Here is a 16,741-nt window from a genome sequence, read left to right on the forward strand (position 1 = left end):
GTCTAGCCTGAGCGGATGACCACGCTTCCCGGTGCCCACCCCGACGAGCCGCACCGCCAGGGACTCGCCCAACGGCTGAACGGCCTGCGCGCCGGAGTCCTGGGGGCGAACGACGGCATCGTCTCGACCGCCGCGGTCGTCGTCGGTGTGGCCGGAGCGACGAGCGAGGTCGGGCCGGTTCTCATCGCCGGGCTCGCCGCTCTCGTCGGCGGAGCCGTGTCGATGGCCCTCGGCGAGTACGTGTCGGTCTCGAGCCAGCGCGACAGCGAGCGGGCGCTCATCCAGAAGGAGCGCCGGGAGCTCGCGGAGGATCCGGATGCCGAGTTCTCCGAGCTCGTCGGGTTGTACGAGGCCCAGGGGCTCACGCGCGACACGGCGACCCGGGTGGCGACCGAGCTCACGGCATCCGATGCGCTGAAAGCCCACCTCGCGATCGAGTTGAACATCGACGCCGACGACGTGGTGAGCCCGTGGACGGCGGCTCTGGCCTCGGCGGTGGCGTTCACGGTCGGGGCGCTGCTGCCGCTGCTGACGATCCTGCTCGCGCCGGTCGGGATCCGCGTGCCGCTGACGTTCGCGGCGGTGCTCGTGGCGCTGGCCGTCACGGGGTACGTGGCCGCGTGGATCGGCGGGGCGCGCCGTGGTCGATCGATCCTGCGCACGGTGATCGGCGGCGCGCTGGCGCTCGGGGCGACGTATCTCGTGGGGTCGCTGTTCGGCGTCGCCGCGGGGTAACGCCGGGTGCCCGCACCGATCACCGCCGTTTGGGGTGTGAAACGGTATGTCGCCCTCGGCGTGAGCGCCGGGCATCGCCCATAAACGCCGTTTCGGGTGAGAAACGGTGTGTCGCCGGCGGCGTGAGCGCCGGGCATCGCCCATAAACGCCGTTCCGGGTGAGAAACGCGGTGTCGCCGCGTTTCCCGACAGGAACAGCGTTTATCGGTAGGGTGCTTGCGGGGCCTAGCGGATAGTAGGACGTCCAGGTAATCTGGCCAGAGCGACGACGCCGTCGCCCCACGAAGGAGAGCCGCATGGACACCATCCCTGCTCCCGCGCTCGACGCTCCGGTCCTGTCCGCTGACGAACGCGCCGCCATCCTCGACGCCGTCCGCGACTTCGCCGCCACCGAGCTCGCCCCGCACGCCCTGGAATGGGATGCCGAGAAGCACTTCCCCCGCGACGTCCTCCGCCGCGCCGGGGAGCTGGGCCTCGGCGGCGTTTACGTCCGGGACGACGTGGGCGGCGCCGGGCTGTCGCGCCGAGACGCCGTCGCGATCTTCGAGGAGCTCGCCTACGGCGACCCCACCGTGACGGCGTACATCACGATCCACAACATGGTCGCGTGGATGATCGACGCCTATGGCACGTCGGTGCAGCGCGAGCGATGGCTCCCCGGTCTCGTGGCCATGGACGATCTCGGCGCCTACTGCCTCACCGAACCGGGAGCGGGCTCCGACGCGGCGGCGATCACGACCTCGGCGATCCGCCACGGCGACACCTACGTGCTCACGGGCGTGAAGCAGTTCATCTCGGGTGCCGGCGAGGCATCCGTCTATGTCGTGATGGCGCGCACGGGCGAGCCGGGCGCGCGCGGGATCAGCGCGTTCCTCGTCCCCGCCGACGCTGAGGGACTCTCGTTCGGCCCCCTCGAGAAGAAGATGGGCTGGAACGCGCAGCCCACGCGGCAGGTCATCCTCGATGAGGTGCGCGTGCCCGCCGAGAACCTGCTCGGCGGCGAGGGCCGCGGCTTCTCGATCGCGATGACGGCGCTGAACGGGGGCCGCCTCAATATCGCGACCTGCTCGATCGGCGGGGCGCGCTGGGCACTCGACCGCGCGATCGCCTACGTCCACGAGCGCTTCACGTTCGGCGAAGCGCTCGCCGAGAAGCAGTCGGTCGTGTTCGCGGTGGCCGACATGGCGACCGAGCTCGAGGCCGCACGTCTGCTCGTCCGCGAGGCGGCGACGGCTCTGGATGCCAAGGACCCCGACACCGCGACCCGCTGCGCGATGGCCAAGCGCTTCGCGACCGACGTCGGGTTCCGCGTCGCGAACGAGGCGCTGCAGCTGCACGGCGGATACGGCTACCTGCAGGACTACGGCATCGAGAAGGTCGTCCGCGACCTCCGCGTTCATCAGATTCTCGAGGGCACGAACGAGATCATGCGCCTCATCATCGGTCGGAGCGTCCTGGCGGCATGACGTCGAGCCCCTGGCGGTGTCGGGGGATCGTGGGAACATGCGGGGGCGGGGTCGTCCGCGCCGACAGAACGGGAGCACCATGACGGAACAGGATGCCGGGTACGAGACGATCCGCGTCGAACAGCGCGCACGCGTCGGGTGGATCACCCTCGACCGGCCCGAGGCGCTGAACGCGCTGAACACGCGGACCATGCACGAGGTCGTCGCCGCGGCGGAGGCGTTCGACGCCGACGAGGGTGTCGGTGCGATCGTGGTGACGGGGAGCGAGAAGGCGTTCGCCGCGGGAGCCGACATCAAAGAGATGGAGGGCAAGTCCAGCGTCGAGATGACTCTGACCGATCACTTCGGCGGTTGGTCGCGGTTCGCGGCCGTCCGCACCCCCGTGATCGCGGCGGTCTCGGGCTACGCCCTCGGCGGCGGGTGCGAGCTCGCGCTCATGTGCGACGTCATCCTCGCCTCGGATCGCGCGAAATTCGGCCAGCCCGAGGTGCAGTTGGGCGTGATCCCGGGCATGGGCGGGACGCAGCGACTCGTGCGGGCGCTCGGGTACTACAAGGCTGCCGAGCTCGTCCTGACCGGACGCATGATCGACGCGGCCGAGGCCGAGCGGGTGGGGCTCGTGTCGCGGGTGGTGCCCGGGGCCGACCTGCTCGACGAGGCGCAGGCGGTCGCCGAGACGATCGCCGAGAAGCCGCTGCCGGCCCTGTACGCGGCGAAGGCTGCTCTCGACGCCGCTCTCGAGACCTCCCTCGCCGAGGGCCTGCGGTTCGAACGTCAGGCGTTCGCGGGCCTGTTCGACACGGCCGATCAGAAGGAGGGGATGGCGGCGTTCCGCGAGAAGCGGGCTCCGTCGTTCACCCACCGATGAGCGCGACGACGGGCGGGTCTCACAGCGGGTCGGGCACCGGGGCGGGGTCGGCGAAGTCGCCGGCGCCCTTGCGGAAGCGCGCGATGATCCGCACGAGCTCCGTCGCGTCGTCGTCATCGAGCCCGAGGTCGGCGAACACCGCGTTCAGCGCCGCCGTGGCCTCGTCGACCCGTCGGCGTCCGGCATCCGTCAGCGCGAGAAGTGCGGCGCGCCCGTCGGTGGGGTGCGGCTCGCGCGTCACGAGCCCGTCGCGCGTCAGGCGCTCGACCGTGTTCGTCACGCTCGTCGGATGCACCTGCAACCGGGCGATCGCGCTGGCCATCGGCATCCGCCCCTCCCGCGTGAACGCGAGCAGTCGCAGCAGTTCGAAGCGCGAGAACGACAGGTCGAAGGGCTTGAGGGCTCGTTCGATGGATGCCATGAGCAACTGGTGCGCCCGGATCACCGAGGTCACGACCGTCATGCCGTCGGCCGCGTCGTCCCACCCGTGCGCGAGCCACTGGCGTTTGGCTTCGGCGATCGGGTCGACCGGCAGTCGTCGGGTCATGGGTCCTCCTCGCGTTTCACGGTACCGCGCCCCCGTCATGCGCGTGGCGGACTCGCGGCCGACCGGCGCGCGGTCGCTGAGCGGGGTGCGGGGGCCGAGCGGCGCGCGGTGGCTGAGCTCGTCGAAGCCTCCGCGGGCCTCGCGGTCGTGGGCGGTCCCTTCGGCGGGCTCAGGGACCTGGGTTGCGCGGTGGTGGCTGAGCTCGTCGAAGCCTCCGTCCCCCGAGCCTGTCCGTATTCCCCGAACGAAGGAGCCGGGTCGATGAAGATCGTGGTGCTGATCAAGGAAGTCCCCGACACGTGGGGCGAGCGGCGGCTCGACCTCGAGACCGGGCTGACCGACCGGGCCGCCTCGACGCCGGTGCTCGACGAGATCGACGAGCGTGCGGTCGAGGCCGCCCTCGCCCATGCCGACGCGCACCCGGGCACCGAGGTGATCGTGCTGACGATGGCGCCGGCGTCGGCTGCGGCCACCGTTCGCAAAGCCCTCGCGATGGGGGCGACGTCGGCCGTGCACGTGGTGGACGAGGCTCTGCGCGGGGCCGACCTGCTGCTGACCGCCGAGGTGCTCGCAGCGGCGATCCGTCGGACCGGGTTCGACCTCGTGATCGCCGGGAACCTCTCGACCGACGGCGGCGGCGGCGTGCTGCCCGCGATGGTCGCCGAGCTGCTCGAGGTCCCGCAAGGTGACGGCGCTGTCGAGCCTCGCGGTGAGCGACGACGCCGTGGCCGGCGACCGCGTGAGCGATGCGGGGACGATGCGGGTGACGGCCTCGCTCCCCGCGGTCATCTCGATCACCGAGGCGCTGCCCGAGGGGCGCTTCACGACCTTCAAAGGCATCATGGCGGCGAAGAAGAAGCCCTACGAGGCGGTGGATGCCGCTGCCCTCGGCATCGACGCCGAGGATCCCGCCGTGCCGCGCTACATCATGGTGTCGGTCGCCGAGCGTCCGCCGCGGGAGGCCGGCGTCAAGATCATCGACGAGGGGGATGCGGGCGAGAAGCTCGCCGCCTTCCTCCTCGCCGAGGGGGTGGCGTGATGGCCGTCGCGCTCGTGCTCCTCGAGGTGCTTCCGGGTGGGGCGCTCGCCGCTTCGTCTGCCGGCCTCCTCGCCGCGGCGCGTCGGGTGGGCGACCCGGTGGCCCTCATCGCGGGTCCGGCCGACGCCGCCGCCGAGGCTGCCGCCCTGGGGGCGGTGCGGGTGCTCGCCGTCGACGTCGAGTCCGACGCCCTGACCCTCCCCGTGGTCGACGCGCTCGCCGCGGCCGTGGCGCGCGAGAGCCCCGACCTCGTTCTCGCGTCGAACTCCGTGGAGTCCCGCGATGCCGTCGCCCGGTTGGCTGCGCGCCTGCGGCTGCCTCTCGCGGCCGACGTGGTCGGCGTGGAGCGCGACGACCTCGGTGTCGTCGCTCACCACGCCGTCTTCGGCGGTGCGTTCACCGTGGATGGCGCCCCGACGTTCGGGACGCTCGTCGCCACCCTCCGACCCGGGGCCGTGACCGAGCGTCTCGACGCGCAGCCTCTCGCCGTCGAGCGGCTGGAGGTCGTGGCATCCGGGGTTCCGTCCGCCCGCGTCGAGGGCTTCTCGGAGACCGCGGCGCCCTCGTCGCGTCCGGAGCTGCGCGGGGCGAAGGTCGTCGTGGCCGGGGGCCGCGGGGTGGGCTCGCGCGAGAACTTCGCCCTCGTCGAGCAGCTCGCCGACGTGCTGGGAGCCGCGGTCGGCGCCTCGCGCGCCGCGGTCGACGCCGGATATGTGCCGGTCTCGGCGCAGGTCGGGCAGACCGGCGTGACGGTGTCGCCGCGGCTGTACATCGCCCTCGGAATCTCGGGCGCGATCCAGCACCGCGCCGGGATGCAGACCGCTACCACCATCGTCGCGGTCGACAAAGACCCCGAGGCACCGATCTTCGCCATCGCCGACTTCGGTATCGTCGGAGACCTGTTCACCGTCGTCCCGCAACTCATCAGCGCGCTCGAGGCCCAAAAGAAGTAGATGGCGTCCACACCCCGCACCCCGCGTCGCGGGCTGCCGCGCGTCCCCGGCGGGGAGCCCTGGCCGCCCGCGGTGTCCGGCGCGTCGGAGGCGGATGACGACATCTCCGCGGACGGCGCGGCGCCGGGTCAGGATGCGCGGGGCGATGCCGTGGCCGTGCCCGCCTCGCAGAATCGAGCCGATCTCGCAGATTCCGCGGGGGATTCTGCGAGTTCCGCGCGAATCTCCGAGCCCGGGCCGCCCTCGGATCCGGATGCCGCCGGCTCCACGCCCGCGTCGGCGGTGCGCCGGGGGCTGCCCCGTGTTCGGGGCGGCGAGCCGTGGCCGCCGGCCACCGCGCTCGCGGATTCGGAGCATGGTGCCGGATTCGGACGCGGGAGCGAGACGGATCCGGATCCGGCGACGCCTTCCGAATCTGCGACCGCGGCGGCCTCGCAGAATGCGGCTCATCTCGCAGATTCCGCGGGGGATTCTGCGAGTTCCGCGCGAATCTCCGAGCCCGGGCCGCCCTCGGTTCCGGATGCCGCGGGCTCCTCGCCCGCGTCGGCGGTGCGCCGGGGGCTTCCCCGCGTTCGGGGCGGCGAGCCGTGGCCGCAGGCTACCGCGCTGACGGATTCGGAGCATGGTGCCGGATTCGGACGCGGGGGCGGGATCGGTCCGCATTCGGTGGCCCTTTCCGAATCTGCGACCGCGCCCGGCTCGCAGAATGCGGCTCATCTCGCAGATTCCGCGGCGGATTCTGCGAGTTCCGCGCGAATCTCCGAGCCCGGGCCGCCCTCGGATCCGGATGCCGCCGGCTCCACGCCCGCGGGCACGCCCGGGCGCACACCCGCTGGCCCCGCTCGCGCCGGCCACCCCCTCGCGGGTCCCACCTCCGCCGGCTCCACCCCCGCAGGCTCTCCCCCCGCGCACCCCGATCCCGCAGGCCCCTCCCCCGCAGGCTCCACCCCCGCAGGCCCTACCCCCGCGGGAGCCGATCCCGCAGGCCCTGCCCCCGATGGCCCCACCCCCGCGGGCCCCGCCCCCGCCCCCGCCGCCCGCCCGCCCCTCGCCGTGCCGACGACGGTGTGGCCGGGGGCTGCGGCATCCGCTCCCCGCCCCGCGAGGTCGGAGCCGAAGCGCATCGGCCCCTACACGCCGCTGCAGTGGCTCGGCTCGGCGGCCGTGCTCGGCGTCTTCGCCCTCGCGCTGGCCGGGATCGCCGTGCTGTTCGCGCGCTTCGTCCTGGCGATCGAGCCGGGGCGGGATTTCCTCGCCGCCTTCCCGGGCGAGTACGCCCTGCCCGAGGGGGCGCCGGTGGGACTGCCGGTCTGGCTGAACTGGTCGCACTTCCTCAACAGCTTCTTCCTGCTGTTCATCATCCGCTCGGGCTGGCAGGTGCGGCGAGAGAAGCGTCCCGCCGCGTTCTGGTCTCCCCGCAAGAACAAGAAGCGGCGCATCAGCCTCGCGCTGTGGTTCCATCAGGCGATCGACATCCTGTGGATCGCCAACGGCGTGATCTTCGTCGTGCTGCTGTTCGCGACGGGGCAGTGGATGCGGATCGTCCCGACCTCGTGGGAGGTCTTCCCGAACGCGGTGTCAGCAGCGTTGCAGTACGTCTCGCTGGACTGGCCGACCGAGAACGGCTGGGTGAACTACAACAGCCTGCAGCAGCTGTCGTACTTCGCGATCACCTTCATCGCGGCGCCTCTCGCGATCCTGAGCGGCGTGCGCCTCTCGGGCGTCTGGCCGAAGGATGCCGAGAAGCTCAACCGCCTCTACCCGGTGGAGTGGGCGCGCAAGATCCACTTCCCGGTGATGCTGTTCTTCGTGGCGTTCATCGTCGTGCACGTCGCCCTCGTGCTGGCCACGGGCGCGCTGCGCAACCTCAACCACATGTACGCCGCGCGCGGCGCGGTCGACCCGGGGGAGTACACGAGCGACCCGACCGGACTGCTGATCTTCGCGGCATCCCTCCTCGCGATGGCCGCGGGGTGGGTGGCCGCGCGTCCCGCGGTTCTCGTGCCGATCGCCCGCCTGTTCGGCGACGTCAAGCAGCGCTGACGTCCCCACCGGCGGCCGGATGCCGAGACCACACCCGTTCGTCGAGCCCGCATGCCCTGGCGTGTAAACGCCTGCGGTTTCGGCGATGACATGCGGTTTCGGCGCGGCCCGCCCCGCGTGCCCCACGCGGGGGCGAAGGGCAGCCCGACCGAGGAGGGATGCCGAGACCGCACCCGTTCGTCGAGCCCGCACGCCCTGGCGGGTGAGCGCGTGCGGTTTCGGCGATGACATGCGGTTTCGGCGCGACGCGCCGCCGCGTGCCCCACGTGGCGGGGGACCGCGTGCGGTGTCGGCGCGGCGCGGCCCCGCCGGGCCACGCGCGGCGGCCGCGGACCCGCGCCGGCCGTCAGACCCGCCCGCGCGCGCGTAGACCCGCGGCGATGAGGTCGAGGCCGAAGGCGAAGTCGTCCGACTCGAGGCTCGACGCCCCCGCGTCGCGGGCTCCGGCGCTGTCGTACTGCAGGCGCTGCTGCTCGTGCCAGACGAAGCCGAGCGCGTAGTGGAGCACCGTGGTCGCGCCGCGGCGCGCGGTGTCGGCGTCGAACCCGGCGGCGGCGACCGCGCTCGCGAGCCGGTCGTGGGCGAGCGAGGACCCGAGGCCGAGCGCGAGGGTGCTCGAGACGACCTCGGCACCGTCCCGATACGTGAGGAGCGCATCGCGCAGGGCGTGCGCTTCGGCGCCCAGGTCGACGGGGATTCCGGATGCCATCCGGCCGACGATGCGGTCCGAGAGCTCCGCGAGCAGCGTCTGCTTGTTGGGGAAGTGCCAGTACAGCGCGCTGGGCTGAACCTCGAGGGCGGTCGCGAGGCGGCGCATCGTGAGGTCGGGGAGTCCGTGGTCGTCGAGGATCCGCAGGGCGGTGCGGGCGACGTCGTCGGCGGAGTGTCCTCGAGGAGCCATGCGTCTGAGTATAGTGAACGCTGTTCAGGTGAACAGTGTTCAGGTGACACGGTTCAGGAAAGGCCCGCCATGACCCGCACTCTCGACGCCACCGACCTCGCCCGCGTGGCCGTCTTCGCCGCGCTCATCGCGGTTCTCGGTCTGCCCGGCAGCTTCCCCGTCTTCGGGGGCGTGCCCATCACCGCCCAGACGCTCGGGGTGATGCTGGCCGGAGCCGTGCTCGGTCCCTGGCTCGGCGCCCTCTCGGTGACCGTCGTGCTGGCTCTCACGGCGGCGGGCCTTCCGCTGCTCGCGGGAGGTCGCGGCGGCATCGGCGTCTTCCTCGGCCCCTCCGCCGGATACGCCCTCGGATGGATCCTCGGGGCGATCGTCATCGGTCTCCTCGTCCACGCGGGAGGCCGGCGCCCCGTCGCCTGGCGCACGGCTCTCGCCATGCTCGTCGGGGGAGTCGTGGCGATCTACGCGGTCGGCATCCCGGTGCAGAGTGCGGTGACCCGTCTGCCGCTCGGCGAGACCGCCTTGACGAGTCTCGTCTTCGTCCCGGGCGATCTGCTCAAGGCCGCCCTCGCGACCGCTGTCGTGTCGGCTCTCGTACGGGCATACCCGCGAGGGTTCCGCCGCGCCTGGACGACCCCCGCCGCCCGCGCCGCGGTCGCGTCGGCGTGATCGTCACCCTCGACGGCGACGCTCCGCGGCTGTTCGAGCGGATCGCCGCGACCCGCGCCGCCGGAGACGCCGTGCTGATCGCCGACCCGCGGTGGAGCGCCGATCAGCGCGCGGGCGTGGAGCGCGTGGCATCCGGGATCGAGGAGACGGATGCCACGGCCTGGGCGACCCTGACCTCGGGCAGCAGCGGCACCCCGCGCATCGTGCGGCGTACGGCCGCGTCGTGGACGAACTCGTTCGCGGCGGTGGCGGCGCTTCTCGACGCGGGACCCGATGACGTCGTGGCCCTCCCTGCCCCGCCCTCGTCGTCGCTGACCCTGTACTCGCTGGCGCACGCCCTCGAGGGCGGTCCGCGTCCGGCGCTCGGTCGCGATCCCGCGGCGACGTGTCTGCACGCGACTCCGGAGGGGCTTCGCGCCGTCCTCGACGACGGATCCCTGCCGCGGTTGCGTACCGCTCTCGTCGGTGGTTCACCCCTCGACCGGGCGCTGCGGGCCCGTGCCGAAGCCTCGGGCGTGCGCGTCGTCTCGTACTACGGGGCGGCGGAGCTGTCGTTCGTCGCCGTCGACGCGGGCGAGGGATTGCGCGCCTTCCCCGGGGTCGACCTCGAGGTGCGGGGCGCCGAGGTGTGGGTGCGGTCGTCGTTCGTGGCATCCGGATATCTGGGGTCGGACGGCCCCCTGCGACGCGACGGGGAGTGGGCGACCGTCGGAGATCGCGCCGAACTGCGGGACGGACGCCTCCGCCTGCTCGGCCGCGCCGACGACGCGATCCTCAGCGCCTCGGCGACGGTCGTCCCGCACGAGGTCGAGGAGGTCCTGCGAGGGATCCCGGGCGTGCGCGACGCGGTCGTGTTCGGGATGCCGCGCCCCCGCGTCGGCGCGCTCGTGGCGGCGCTCGTCGAGCTGACGGATGCCGATCCCGCGGCGGTGCGCGCCGAGGCCGCTACCCGGCTCGGCCCCGCGCATCGTCCGCGGCGCTGGGCGTTCGGGACGATCCCGCGAACCCCCTCCGGTAAACCGGCGCGCGCCGAGGTCGCCCGTCTCGTGGAGCACGGCCGTGGCGCCGGACACTGACCCGGTCGTCGTCGCGGCCCGACGCAGCCCTCTCGCCGTCCGCGGGCGCGGCCTCACCGACGTCGACGCGGGCTCCCTCGCCGGGACCGTGATCGCGGCGACCGTCGCCGACGCCGAATCCCCGCCGATCGCGGATGTCGTCCTCGGCAATTGCACGGGACCGGGCGGCAACCTCGGCCGCATCGCCGCGCTCGCGGCCGGCCTCGGGACCGGCGTCCCCGGGGGCACCGTCGATCGGCAGTGCGGGAGCGGACTCGCGGCGATCATGGATGCCGCGCACGCGACGCGCGCCGACGGTCGGGCACGCGTGGCGGGCGGGGTCGAGAGCGCCTCGACCGCTCCCGTTCGCGTCCAGGACGGCGCGCCCTACGCCCGAGCCCCGTTCGCCCCGGCGGGCTTCGCCGACCCCGACATGCTGCGGGCCGCCGAGGATCTGGCCGCCCACGACGCTCTCACCCGCGAACGCCAGGACGCCTATGCCCGGCGCAGCCACGCCCGCGCGACGACCGCGCGGGCGTCGGGTCGCTTCGACGCGGAGATCGTGCCCGTGGCGGGCGTGAGCCGCGACGAGGGCATCGGTACGTCCGCGGCGCTGCTGGCGCGTCTCGCCCCGCTGATGACCGGAGGCACCGTGACGGCGGGCACCTCGACCCGCATCGGCGACGGAGCGGCGGCGGTCGTCGTCGCCCCCGCCGGGTCGGGGCCGGGGCTCGCCATCCGCGCTACCGCGGTCATCGGGTGCGACCCAGCCCTGCCCGGCATCGGCGCCGCCCCCGCGATCCAGGCCGCGCTCACACAGGCGGGGCGGAGCCTCACCGACGTCGCCGCGATCGAGCTCGTCGAGGCGTTCGCCGCGCAGAGCATCGCCGTGCTGTCTCGCCTCGGGCTCCGCGACGACGACGAGAGGGTCTGCGCCGAGGGCGGAGCGCTGGCGCTGGGACACCCGTGGGGAGCGAGCGGAGCGGTCGCCGTCGTGCGCCTGTTCTCCCGCCTCGTCCGTGCGGGGGCGCCGGCGGGAACGCTGGGCCTCGCCGCGGCATCCGTGGGTGGCGGTCTCGGTGTCGCCGCCGTGTTCGAGGTCGTGCGGTGAGTGTCGTGCACTGCCGCGGGCTGACCGCTCGGCTGGGCGACCGCGAGGTTCTGCAGGACGTCGCCCTCGACCTCGGGGCCCGGACCATCGCGGTCATCGGCGACAACGGTTCGGGCAAGTCGACCTTCGCCCGCCTCATCACCGGGCTCGTGCGGCGCGCGTCGGGCGAACTCGCCGTCCTCGGCCTCGATCCGGAACGGGATGCCGCCGACCTCCGCCGTCGCGTCGCCCTCGTGCTGAGCAACCCGGACGCGCAGATCATCATGCCCACCGTCGCGGAGGACGTCGCTCTGTCGCTCCGCGCGCTGCGCCTCTCTCGCGAGGAGCGGGGTCGCCGCGTCACCGCGGTGCTCGAGCGCTTCGGGCTGGACGCGCTCGCCGACCGCGCGGCTCACGACCTGTCCGGAGGGCAGAAGCAGCTGCTCGCGCTCGCCGGTGCGTTCGTGCGCTCTCCCGACCTCGTCGTCGCCGACGAGCCGACGGCGTTCCTCGATGCACGAAACGCTCGCGCAGTCGCCGATCACCTGCTCGCCGACTTCGGGCATGCGCTGATCGTGGTCACGCACGACCTCGCTCTTGCGCGCCGGTGCGAGACGGCCGTGCTGTTCGAGGACGGCGGGGTCGTGGCATCCGGAATCGCCGCCGATGTCGTCGAGCGCTACGAACGGGCCGTGGCGTGCTGAGCGTGTTCCGCCCCGGGAGGGGATGGCTGCACCGGATGCCGGCCGGCCCGAAGCTCGCCCTCTTCGCGGTCGTGGCGGTCGTCGTCGCGGCGCTGCCTCCGGTGTGGGCGACGGTTCCGGTGGCGGTGGTGGTGCCCGTGGCCCTGTATGCCGTGGCGGGAATGGGGTTGGGCGCGGGCCTTCGCGCGCTCGGCGGTCAGGTCTGCGCGCTCCGCTGGATGATCGCGATCACGGCGGCGGGGCAGCTGATCTTCCTCGGGCTCGAGCCGGCCGCAGCCAACACCGCGCGCGTTGCCGCAGCGGTTCTCGTCGCGGGGCTGGTGCCGCTGACCACGCCCGTCTCCGCGATGCTCGATGCGCTCGAGCGGGGGCTCCGGCCGCTGCGCCTCGTCGGTATCGATCCGGCGCGCGTCGCACTGCTCTGGATGGTGACGCTCACGACGATCCCCGTCCTCGCCCGCCACGCCGCCGAGGTCCGCGATGCCCAGCGGGCGCGGGGGCTGCGCCCCTCGCTCCTGCGCGGGACCCTGCCGTTCCTCGTCGTCGCCCTGCGTCACGCCGACGATCTGGGCGACGCGCTCGCGGCCCGCGGCATCCGCTGATCCACCCCAGATCACACGATCCGCACGAGATCACGCGTCCCGTGGGTGTCGGAATGTGTGCTCTCGGACCGGACGTGTTGTTTCGGAGCCCGGCGCCGGGCGGCCGGGCCGCACACCGACCCCCGGGGTGGAGAGGGGAGAGGCGGGCGGGGTCAGTCGCGCGCGGCGCGGCCCGCCGCGAAGCCCTCGGCGTACGCCTCGTCGGCGCCCTGGCGGAACATGTCGCGCTCGGGGTCGCGCACGATCGAGCGCGCGCCGGGGAGGTCGAGCTCTCCCACCAGGTCTCCGCGCCCGCGCACGATCGCGACGGGGCGGCGCGACGCCTTGCCCTTGACGAGGTCGGTGGCCGCGGCGAGCTCATCGGCCACGCACGGCAGGGTCACGACGAGCGGGCGGCCCTCGGCATCCACCGTTCCGCGGAGGTCTTCGAAGACATGGATGCCGCCGGCCCCGATCGCGTGATCCGTCTGCCCCTCGCGCCACGCGCGGCCGAGGGTGTCGGTGATGATCACGCCGACCCGGGCGACGGCGCGCAGCCCCTCGGCGATGCGCCGCGCGGAGGCGTCGGGGTCGACGGGGAGGAGGAGCACCGTGCCCTCGGGGGTGTTGCTGGCGTCGACTCCCGCGGCGGCCGAGACGATCCCCAGGGGGTTCTCGACGATCCGGGTCACGTGTCCGGTGGGGGAGGTGCGGGATGCCACGAGCCGCACGGTCTCGCGCGTGATGGCGTCCTCGCGGTCCGAGGCCCGGATGATCCGCCCCTCGGCCTTCGACACGATCTTGCTCGTGACGACGACGATGTCGCCGTCCTGGAGCGGTTCCGTGAGGGCATCCAGGATCACCCGGACGAGGTCGTCCCCCGGGGTGATCTCACGGATGCCGTCGAGGGCCCAGACCTGCAGCACGTCAGCGGACGAAGCGCACCTCGGTGAGCTCCTCACCGAGGAAGGGTTCCACGTGCGAGGCGCCGTCGAGCGCGAAGCCGTTGCGGGTGTAGAAGCGGTGCGCGCGCGGGTTGTCGTCGGCGACCCAGAGGTACGCGCCCTCGTCGGCGTCGATCGCGGCGTCGAAGAGCTGCTGGCCGATGCCGGTGCCGTGGAAGGCATCGAGAAGGTAGATGAAGTACAGCTCGCGCTCGCGCGGAGCGTCGTCGTCGCGAGCGGGACCAGAGCCGACGAAGCCGACGATCTCGCCGTCGACGAGCGCGGCGTGCATCCGGTAGTCGTCGCCCTGGGAGGCCCAGTGGGTCCAGAGCTCGGCCATGCGGCGGGGGGAGACGGCTTTGAGGGCCGCTTCGCTGATCAGGTGATCGTAGGTCTCGTGCCAACAGGTGGCGTGCACGCGGCCGAGGGCCTCGGCATCCACGTCGCGCACCGGACGGACGACGATGTCGGTTCGGGGTTCGGCGGTCATGGCGTGACTCTACGCGGGGCTTTCGCCAGGCGGAAATCGGCGGCCGCGCGCGGGATGATGCGGTACGAGCGGCACTTTGTCAGACGTGCATGCCAGCATGATCGCCGTGTCGGAACGCCCCCGGTTGACCTCCGTCGAGGCGCGTCTCGACGCCCTCGCGAACCGCCTCCTCGCCGCAGCTCCCGCCTCGGGCGCCCGGGCGCGACTGGTCGAGTTCGCCGTGTTCGTCCTCAAGCAGGCCTGGGCGTGCGTGTTCGGAGCCGCGTTCCTCGCCGTCGTGCTCGCGGCGAAGCTCTGGTACCCGGCCGACGCTCCGCTCGCCCGCAACGACGCCCTCACGATTGCCGCGATCCTCATCCAGATCGTCATGGTGGTGGGGCGTCTCGAGACCCTGCGCGAACTGCGCGTGATCGTCACGTTCCACATCGTCGGGACCGTGATGGAACTCTTCAAGACCGACGTCGGCTCGTGGATGTACGCGGCCGACGGCGTGCTGCGCCTCGGCGGGGTTCCGCTGTACAGCGGCTTCATGTACGCGGCGGTCGGCAGCTACATGGTGCGCGTGTACCGCCTGTTCGACCTCCGGTTCACGCGCTATCCCCGTCAGTGGCTCACGGCGGTCGTCGCCGTCCTGATCTACGCCAACTTCTTCACGCACCACTGGATCATCGACCTCCGCTGGGTCCTGATCGCCGCCGTCGTCGTGCTCTGGGGCCGCACGATGATGCACTTCCGCTTCTTCCGCGGACGATTCCGGATGCCGATCCTCCTGGCCTTCGCGGGGGTGGCGGTGTTCATCTGGCTCGCGGAGAACATCGCGACCTACGCCGGCGCGTGGCTGTATCCCTCGCAGGTCGGGGCATGGCATCCGGTCGACGTGTCGAAGCTCTCGTCGTGGTTCCTGCTCATGATCGTGTCGGTCGTGCTCGTGACGTGGGTGTATCCGCCGCGGGAGCCGGATCCTCCGGCACAAGACGAGGGCCGAGCGCTTGTGGGCTGAGCACAACGGAATCGCCGATCCGTCGTGGGATCGTTACGCTCGCCCCTCGTGAACGTCCTCTGGCGGACCCTGCTGGTCCTCTTCCGCGCACGCCGTCGCCTCCGCCGCGAGGGGCCCATCGATCCGAACACGGTGACCCGCGTCCGCATCCGCGTGCTGCCCACCGACATCGATCTGCTGCGCCATCTCAACAACGGCCGGTACCTGTCGCTGTTCGACCTCGGCCGGTGGGATCTCCTCACGCGCGCCGGCCTGATGGCGGCCATGACGAAGCAGGGGTGGTACGCCGTGGTGGCGGCCGAGACCATCACGTTCCGCCGCTCGCTCGAGCTGTGGCAGCGCTTCGACCTCGAGACGCGCATGATCGGGCACGACGACCGCGCGGTGTACCTCGAGCACCGCGCGCTGGTCGCGGGCGAGATCTACGCCCGCGCGATCATCCGCGCGCGCATCCTCCGCCGCACCGGCGGGACCGTTCCGCACGACGAGCTGTTCGCCGCGGTCGGGCGCCCCGACGGGCTGCCCGACATCGAGCAGTGGGTGCACGACTGGGCCGACGGTTCGGCGCTGCCGTCGACGAAGCGACCGGCTCCCAGCGTCTGGGAGTGAGCGCCCGCGGCGGGGCGTCTTACGCGAGCCCGAAGCGCGCGTCGAGCCACGCCACCTGGCGCAGCCAGTGCCGGTACCCGCCGCCCTCGTGGCCGTTGTAGGTGTACTCCTCGAGCGCCGCGTCGGTCGAGGAGAGCGCGTGGAACGCGGCGAACACGCCGGAGGGCAGCACGACGTCGTCCATCAGACCGACGGAGAACAGCGCGGGGGCGTGGATGCGCCGCGCGAGGATCGCCCCGTCGACGTACGACAGGGTCCGCAGCGCGTCCTCCGCCGCATCGCGGTGCACCGCGAGGAAGCGCGTGATCTCGGTGAACGGTGCCGACGGCGTGCGCACGATCGCGTTCGGGAAGTCGCACAGGAACGGCACGTCGGGCATGACCGCGGCCACCGCGTCGCCCGACAGGGCTGCGGCGGCGATCGCGAGCCCGCCTCCCTGGCTGCCGCCGGTGACCGCGACGCGCGTCGGGTCGACCCCGGGGAGGGTGCGGACCACGTCGACGAGGCGGGCGGCATCCGTGTACAGGCGGCGGTAGTAGTACTCGCGGGGATCCAGGATGCCGCGGGTCATCACGCCCGGGAAGGCGGCGGCGGAGCCGTGCGGGTCGGGGGTCTCGCCCACGCTCCACGTCGATCCCTGGCCGCGCGTGTCCATGATGACGTGGACGTAGCCCGCGGACGCCCACTGGTGCTTCTCGCCGGCGAGACCGCGGCCGCCGCCGTAGCCGATGAACTCCACGACGGCGGGGAGCACCTCGTCGCCGTGCGGTCGCACGACCCAGCCGCGGATGGCGTCGCCGCCGAAACCCGTGAAGGTGAGGTCCTGCACCGACAGTGCCCGCAGCGGGCCGTCCACCGGGGTGAGGACGGCGGGGCGGGCGGCATCCCGGGCTTCGGCGAGCGTCTCGTCCCAGAAGGCGTCGAGGTCGTCGGGAGCGGTGAGCGCCGGGCGGTACTCGCGCAGCAGCTCGAGGGGCATGTCGGTGAAGGTCTGTGCCATGCGGGAACTCCAACGGTGAGGGGGCTGCACCGACAGTAGCGAATGCGGGG

At 72.8% G+C, this 16,741-nt stretch carries 17 protein-coding genes and 1 pseudogene; 13 read left to right on the forward strand and 5 right to left on the reverse strand.

All coding sequences use genetic code 11. The features are described 5' to 3' along the window. The first annotated feature begins 15 nt into the window (after positions 1–15). The 3 genes from MTES_RS09435 to MTES_RS09445 all read left to right on the forward strand — a co-directional run bounded on the left by MTES_RS09435 (position 16) and on the right by MTES_RS09445 (position 3,069). Entirely contained in the window at positions 16–735 is a 720-nt protein-coding gene (locus MTES_RS09435; protein ID WP_013585022.1) for a VIT1/CCC1 transporter family protein, read from the forward strand. A 296-nt stretch (positions 736–1,031) separates the two neighbouring features. Beyond that, positions 1,032–2,201 carry an acyl-CoA dehydrogenase family protein gene (locus MTES_RS09440; RefSeq protein WP_013585023.1) on the forward strand — a complete coding sequence of 390 codons (1,170 nt, stop codon included), beginning with the start codon at positions 1,032–1,034 and terminating at the stop codon, positions 2,199–2,201. 79 nt (positions 2,202–2,280) lie between these two features. Beyond that, complete coding sequence (locus MTES_RS09445; RefSeq protein ID WP_013585024.1) at positions 2,281–3,069, forward strand: enoyl-CoA hydratase-related protein; 789 nt, start codon at positions 2,281–2,283, stop codon at positions 3,067–3,069. 19 nt (positions 3,070–3,088) lie between these two features. Here MTES_RS09445 and MTES_RS09450 read toward each other — a convergent pair whose 3' ends face one another. Then, positions 3,089–3,616 carry a MarR family winged helix-turn-helix transcriptional regulator gene (locus MTES_RS09450; protein ID WP_043361281.1) on the reverse strand — a complete coding sequence of 176 codons (528 nt, stop codon included), beginning with the start codon at positions 3,614–3,616 and terminating at the stop codon, positions 3,089–3,091. A 261-nt stretch (positions 3,617–3,877) separates the two neighbouring features. Between MTES_RS09450 and MTES_RS09455 the strand changes: the two are divergent. The 3 genes and pseudogenes from MTES_RS09455 (at position 3,878) to MTES_RS19870 (ending at position 7,651) form a co-directional block, all read left to right on the forward strand. Further along, a pseudogene (locus tag MTES_RS09455) lies at positions 3,878–4,655 on the forward strand (electron transfer flavoprotein subunit beta/FixA family protein). Next, positions 4,655–5,608, forward strand: a complete 954-nt coding sequence (locus MTES_RS09460) for an electron transfer flavoprotein subunit alpha/FixB family protein (protein ID WP_013585027.1) — start codon at positions 4,655–4,657, stop codon at positions 5,606–5,608. Before MTES_RS09455 ends, MTES_RS09460 begins: the two are co-directional and overlap by 1 nt. A 1,053-nt stretch (positions 5,609–6,661) precedes the next feature. Beyond that, positions 6,662–7,651 carry a cytochrome b/b6 domain-containing protein gene (locus MTES_RS19870; RefSeq protein WP_231848064.1) on the forward strand — a complete coding sequence of 330 codons (990 nt, stop codon included), beginning with the start codon at positions 6,662–6,664 and terminating at the stop codon, positions 7,649–7,651. A 346-nt stretch (positions 7,652–7,997) separates the two neighbouring features. Here MTES_RS19870 and MTES_RS09470 read toward each other — a convergent pair whose 3' ends face one another. Next, entirely contained in the window at positions 7,998–8,552 is a 555-nt protein-coding gene (locus MTES_RS09470; RefSeq protein WP_013585029.1) for a TetR/AcrR family transcriptional regulator C-terminal domain-containing protein, read from the reverse strand. Positions 8,553–8,621: 69 nt separating this feature from the next. Between MTES_RS09470 and MTES_RS09475 the strand changes: the two genes are divergently transcribed. Genes MTES_RS09475 through MTES_RS09495 form a run of 5 tightly spaced genes read left to right on the forward strand, consistent with a single transcriptional unit; the run spans position 8,622 to position 12,669 of the window. Next, positions 8,622–9,218 carry a biotin transporter BioY gene (locus MTES_RS09475; protein WP_013585030.1) on the forward strand — a complete coding sequence of 199 codons (597 nt, stop codon included), beginning with the start codon at positions 8,622–8,624 and terminating at the stop codon, positions 9,216–9,218. Beyond that, positions 9,215–10,294 (forward strand): class I adenylate-forming enzyme family protein, encoded by a 1,080-nt coding sequence (locus MTES_RS09480; protein ID WP_013585031.1) that lies wholly within the window; start codon positions 9,215–9,217, stop codon positions 10,292–10,294. Before MTES_RS09475 ends, MTES_RS09480 begins: the two co-directional genes overlap by 4 nt. Next, entirely contained in the window at positions 10,278–11,384 is a 1,107-nt protein-coding gene (locus tag MTES_RS09485) for a thiolase family protein (RefSeq protein ID WP_013585032.1), read from the forward strand. The genes MTES_RS09480 and MTES_RS09485 overlap by 17 nt, the downstream gene beginning before the upstream one ends. Further along, positions 11,381–12,067: an energy-coupling factor ABC transporter ATP-binding protein gene (locus MTES_RS09490; protein WP_013585033.1), complete on the forward strand. Its 687-nt coding sequence runs from the start codon at positions 11,381–11,383 to the stop codon at positions 12,065–12,067. The genes MTES_RS09485 and MTES_RS09490 overlap by 4 nt, the downstream gene beginning before the upstream one ends. Next, a complete protein-coding gene (locus MTES_RS09495; protein WP_013585034.1) occupies positions 12,061–12,669 on the forward strand; it encodes an energy-coupling factor transporter transmembrane component T in 609 nt (202 codons plus the stop codon). The genes MTES_RS09490 and MTES_RS09495 overlap by 7 nt, the downstream gene beginning before the upstream one ends. 152 nt (positions 12,670–12,821) lie before the next feature. On the opposite strand, the gene cofE is transcribed toward MTES_RS09495, so the two are convergent. Both cofE and MTES_RS09505 read right to left on the reverse strand, forming a co-directional pair. Further along, entirely contained in the window at positions 12,822–13,574 is a 753-nt protein-coding gene (cofE, locus tag MTES_RS09500; RefSeq protein ID WP_013585035.1) for a coenzyme F420-0:L-glutamate ligase, read from the reverse strand. 1 nt (position 13,575) lies between these two features. Further along, positions 13,576–14,082, reverse strand: a complete 507-nt coding sequence (locus MTES_RS09505; protein ID WP_013585036.1) for a GNAT family N-acetyltransferase — start codon at positions 14,080–14,082, stop codon at positions 13,576–13,578. A gap of 97 nt (positions 14,083–14,179) precedes the next feature. On the opposite strand from MTES_RS09505, the gene MTES_RS09510 reads away from it, so the two are divergent. Next, positions 14,180–15,082 carry a DUF817 domain-containing protein gene (locus tag MTES_RS09510; RefSeq protein ID WP_043361284.1) on the forward strand — a complete coding sequence of 301 codons (903 nt, stop codon included), beginning with the start codon at positions 14,180–14,182 and terminating at the stop codon, positions 15,080–15,082. Between the two features lie 48 nt (positions 15,083–15,130). Continuing rightward, on the forward strand, positions 15,131–15,691 hold the full coding sequence (locus MTES_RS09515; protein WP_013585038.1) for an acyl-CoA thioesterase: 561 nt from the start codon (positions 15,131–15,133) through the stop codon (positions 15,689–15,691). Positions 15,692–15,710: 19 nt separating this feature from the next. Here MTES_RS09515 and MTES_RS09520 read toward each other — a convergent pair whose 3' ends face one another. Continuing rightward, positions 15,711–16,691, reverse strand: a complete 981-nt coding sequence (locus MTES_RS09520) for an acetylxylan esterase (protein WP_013585039.1) — start codon at positions 16,689–16,691, stop codon at positions 15,711–15,713. Between the last annotated feature and the right edge of the window lie 50 nt (positions 16,692–16,741).

It is taken from the genome of Microbacterium testaceum StLB037, assembly GCF_000202635.1.
Lineage (GTDB): Bacteria > Actinomycetota > Actinomycetes > Actinomycetales > Microbacteriaceae > Microbacterium > Microbacterium testaceum_F.

Excerpts from the sequence above, each read along its gene's own strand:
- MTES_RS09450 (WP_043361281.1), bottom strand. The coding sequence starts at position 3,616 with ATGACCCGACGACTGCCGGTCGACCCGATCGCCGAAGCCAAACGCCAG.
- MTES_RS09475 (WP_013585030.1), top strand. The coding sequence starts at position 8,622 with ATGACCCGCACTCTCGACGCCACCGACCTCGCCCGCGTGGCCGTCTTC.
- MTES_RS09510 (WP_043361284.1), top strand. The coding sequence starts at position 14,180 with ATGATCGCCGTGTCGGAACGCCCCCGGTTGACCTCCGTCGAGGCGCGT.
- MTES_RS09440 (WP_013585023.1), top strand. The coding sequence starts at position 1,032 with ATGGACACCATCCCTGCTCCCGCGCTCGACGCTCCGGTCCTGTCCGCT.
- MTES_RS09520 (WP_013585039.1), bottom strand. The coding sequence starts at position 16,691 with ATGGCACAGACCTTCACCGACATGCCCCTCGAGCTGCTGCGCGAGTAC.
- MTES_RS09435 (WP_013585022.1), top strand. The coding sequence starts at position 16 with ATGACCACGCTTCCCGGTGCCCACCCCGACGAGCCGCACCGCCAGGGA.
- MTES_RS09470 (WP_013585029.1), bottom strand. The coding sequence starts at position 8,552 with ATGGCTCCTCGAGGACACTCCGCCGACGACGTCGCCCGCACCGCCCTG.
- MTES_RS09445 (WP_013585024.1), top strand. The coding sequence starts at position 2,281 with ATGACGGAACAGGATGCCGGGTACGAGACGATCCGCGTCGAACAGCGC.
- MTES_RS09460 (WP_013585027.1), top strand. The coding sequence starts at position 4,655 with ATGGCCGTCGCGCTCGTGCTCCTCGAGGTGCTTCCGGGTGGGGCGCTC.
- MTES_RS09505 (WP_013585036.1), bottom strand. The coding sequence starts at position 14,082 with ATGACCGCCGAACCCCGAACCGACATCGTCGTCCGTCCGGTGCGCGAC.